The following is a 3166-nucleotide window of genomic DNA, read 5'->3' as shown; positions in this document are numbered from 1 at the left end:
TGGGGCCCGCGGAGAAGGGCACGGCGAGGGGACCGGCCTCCGCGCTGTCCTGCCGCGGAGCCGGCCCTCCCCCCTGGTCGTGCGACGTCACCGATCGGCTCCGCGCGCTCGCTCTCGTGCGCTCGAACTCAGCGGATGACCCCTGCTCTCATCGCGAGCGCGACCATCTGGGCACGGTCACCGGTGCCGAGCTTGCGCCCGATCCGGGAGAGGTGGCTCTTGACGGTGAGCGCGGAGAGGTTCAGGGCCTCGCCGATCTCCTTGTTGGACTGCCCGTCCGCCACGAGCTGCAGCACCTCGACCTCGCGGGCCGAGAGCTCCCGCGGGGTGTTGTCGGTGCCCGGCACGCGCGTGCCCGTGGCGAGCAGCGGGGCGACCGTCGGGTCGGCGTAGACGCCGCCGTCGAGCACCCGCTTGACGCCGTCGGTCACCACCGCGGGCGACGCCGACTTCAGCAGGTAGGCCTGAGCGCCCGCCTGGAAGGCCGACCGGACCGCGTACGGGTCGTCCGAGCTGGCGAGCACCACGAGGCGGTTCCAGCCGAGCTGGCGCAGCTCCGTGACGAGGTCGAGCCCGCTGCCGTCCGGCAGGCCGAGGTCGAGGATCGCCAGATCGCACGGACCGTTGGCCAACGCCCGGGCCCGGGCCTCGGCGACCGAGGCCGCCTCGTGCACCGTGCCCGCACCCATCGAGCGGAGCCGGGCCGCTATGGCCTCCCGCAGGAGCGGGTGGTCGTCGACCACCAGCACCGAGAACTGTTCTTCCCGCGGATGAGGAACCATCGCGGGTTGGAGCACGGCACCGGAGGTGCCGCGCAAGGGTGTGCCCTGGCCTACTACGGCCACGTCACTACCTCCCTGGAGTCGGTCGTTGCCCCCCGACCAACACCGGGACCCCGGTGCGGGACGGAGAGTGGTGCCCGACCGCCCGAGGAGGTGTCGTGGAGGAACTGTAGCCCCCCAAGCGGTCTAACGTCGTGTATCCGATCGAACTTCTCCGGGTGAAAGTTACAGCGTTGTCGGCGCTGATGCCCCCATCCGGGTGATCGACGCTGCGTATCGGGTTCGTGACCAGCGGGTTCACGGCCGTCAACGCTCTGCGACCGTTCGGCGCTAACCGCTTCGCTGCGCAAGCGTCCGCACCCCGATCGGCGGCAGACCCGCCGCAGTCGCCACCAACTGGCAGAACGCGGCGGCGTGCGCGGCGAGGTCGCCGTCGCCCGGCAGCGGGCTCCAGGAGGCTCGCAGCTCCACGTCGTCGTCTCGCGCGGGGCCCGCGATGTCCCCGAACCGGACCGACGACGTCTGGGTCACGGTGCCGCCCAGCGCGCGATGGCCCGCCGCGTGCCCGTCGAGCGCCTCGGTGAGCCAGGACCAGGCGATCACGGGCAGCATCTCGTCGCCGAGCTGTTCGCGTTCGAGCCGCGCCTGCACGAAGCAGACGAAGCGGAACGTGCCCTCCCAGGCCTCCTGGCCCGCCGGGTCGTGCAGCAGGATCAGTCGGCCGGAGGTGTCCGGCTCGTCGAGGTCGTCGGTGCCGTCGCCGCGGTGGACGATGTCGGCCTCCACGCTCATCGCCCAGCTGTGGGGCGCGAGCCGGGGCGGCGCCTCGAGCGGACGGACCACCAGCTCGGGCCGGGGCCGGACGGCGGCCAGCGAGGCGACCGCGTGCGCGAAGGGCGCGGGCACGGAAGCCGGTGGTGAGGCGGACGGATCGGGCACGAGCGGGGACTGTAGGTGGGTGGTGGGGGCCACCGCGACAGGCGCGCCGCGCTCCGATCGGGTCGATCTGCGGGAGCGCTCCCGGACATGGGACCATGGCGGGCGATGAACCCCGCGACCGACACCCCCGCCCGCGCCCGGCGCACCCTGCCGGCCTCGTCGTTCCTCGCGGCCGCGCGCGGCGAGCGGCCGGACCGGTTGCCGGTGTGGTTCATGCGCCAGGCGGGCCGGTCGCTGCCGGAGTACCGCGCGCTGCGCACCGACACCTCGATGCTGCAGGCCTGCTTCGACCCGGAGCTCACCACCGAGATCACGATGCAGCCGGTCCGGCGGCACGGGGTGGACGCGGCGATCCTGTTCTCGGACATCGTCGTCCCGCTGTACGCGGCGGGCATCGGCGTGGACATCGTGCCCGGCACCGGTCCCGTCGTGGCCTCGCCGGTCCGCACCGCGGCGGACGTCGTGGCGCTGCCCGCGCTCGCCGCCGCACAGGTCAAGCAGGTCACCGATGCGGTGGGGCTGCTGCTGCGCGAGCTGGGGGACACCCCGCTGATCGGGTTCGCGGGGGCGCCGTTCACGCTCGCGTCGTACCTGGTGGAGGGCGGCCCGAGCCGCAACCACGAGCGGACCAAGGCCCTCATGTACTCCGCGCCGGACATCTGGCACGCGCTCATGGCGCACCTCGCGCAGATCACGGCCACCTTCCTGGAGGCGCAGATCGCCGCGGGGGTCGACGCGGTGCAGCTCTTCGACTCCTGGGCGGGCGCGCTGTCCGAGCGGGACTACCGCCGGTTCGTGCTGCCGCACTCGGCGTCGGTGCTGGACCGGATCACGTCGGTCCCCCGGTTCCACTTCGGCGTCGGCACCGGCTCGCTGCTGGGGGCCATGGCCGAGGCGGGGGCGGACGTCATCGGGGTGGACTGGCGCACCCCGCTCGACGTGGCGTCCGAGCGGGCCGGGGGGCTGCCGGTGCAGGGCAACCTCGACCCCGCGCTGCTGTTCGCGGACTTCGACTCGGTCTCCGGCGAGGTCCGCCGCATCGCCGCGGAGGGGCGGCACGCCCCCGCGCACGTGTTCAACCTGGGCCACGGGGTGCTGCCGGGCACGGACCCGGACATGATCACCCGCACCGTCGAGCTGGTGCACTCGCTCTGAGGCTCGCGATCGTCGGGGCCGGCATCTCGGGTCTGGCCGCCGCTCACCGGTTGCGGGTCCTGCTGGGCCCGGCGGCGGAGATCGTCGTGCTGGAGCAGCGGGACCGGATCGGCGGGGTCCTGCACACGGTCGACCTGGCGGGCCGTCCGTTCGACGTCGGCGCCGAGGCCTTCCTCGCCCGCCGCCCCGAGGTCCCCGCGCTGCTCGCGGAGCTGGGGCTCGCCGCGGAGGTCGTGTGCGGTAGGTCTCCGGGACCTCGTCGGGTGATCCCCCGAACAGGGCACGGTCGA

Annotated in this window: 4 protein-coding genes; 2 read left to right on the top strand and 2 right to left on the bottom strand. The window is 73.7% G+C overall.

The genetic code is table 11. From position 1 onward, the window contains the following. Positions 1-128: 128 nt before the first annotated feature. Together H5J29_RS26885 and H5J29_RS26880 are read right to left on the bottom strand one after the other, a co-directional pair. Positions 129-782, bottom strand: a complete 654-nt coding sequence (locus H5J29_RS26885; RefSeq protein WP_181783795.1) for a LuxR C-terminal-related transcriptional regulator — start codon at positions 780-782, stop codon at positions 129-131. 330 nt (positions 783-1112) lie between these two features. Further along, positions 1113-1688, bottom strand: a complete 576-nt coding sequence (locus tag H5J29_RS26880) for a DUF3000 domain-containing protein (protein ID WP_312858429.1) — start codon at positions 1686-1688, stop codon at positions 1113-1115. Positions 1689-1826: 138 nt separating this feature from the next. Between H5J29_RS26880 and hemE the strand changes: the two genes are divergently transcribed. Together hemE and H5J29_RS26870 are read left to right on the top strand one after the other, a co-directional pair. After that, the gene (hemE, locus tag H5J29_RS26875) at positions 1827-2876 is read left to right on the top strand and encodes a uroporphyrinogen decarboxylase (RefSeq protein WP_181783792.1); all 1050 of its coding nucleotides are present in this window, start codon (positions 1827-1829) and stop codon (positions 2874-2876) included. Further along, positions 2873-3166, top strand: a 294-nt coding sequence (locus H5J29_RS26870; protein ID WP_181783794.1) for an NAD(P)-binding protein, incomplete at its 3' end; no start/stop codon positions are given. The genes hemE and H5J29_RS26870, both read left to right, overlap by 4 nt.

It is taken from the genome of Pseudonocardia pini, from assembly GCF_013870575.1.
Classification (GTDB): Bacteria; Actinomycetota; Actinomycetes; order Mycobacteriales; family Pseudonocardiaceae; genus Pseudonocardia; species Pseudonocardia pini.
This window is presented reverse-complemented; position numbering and strand designations above follow the sequence as displayed.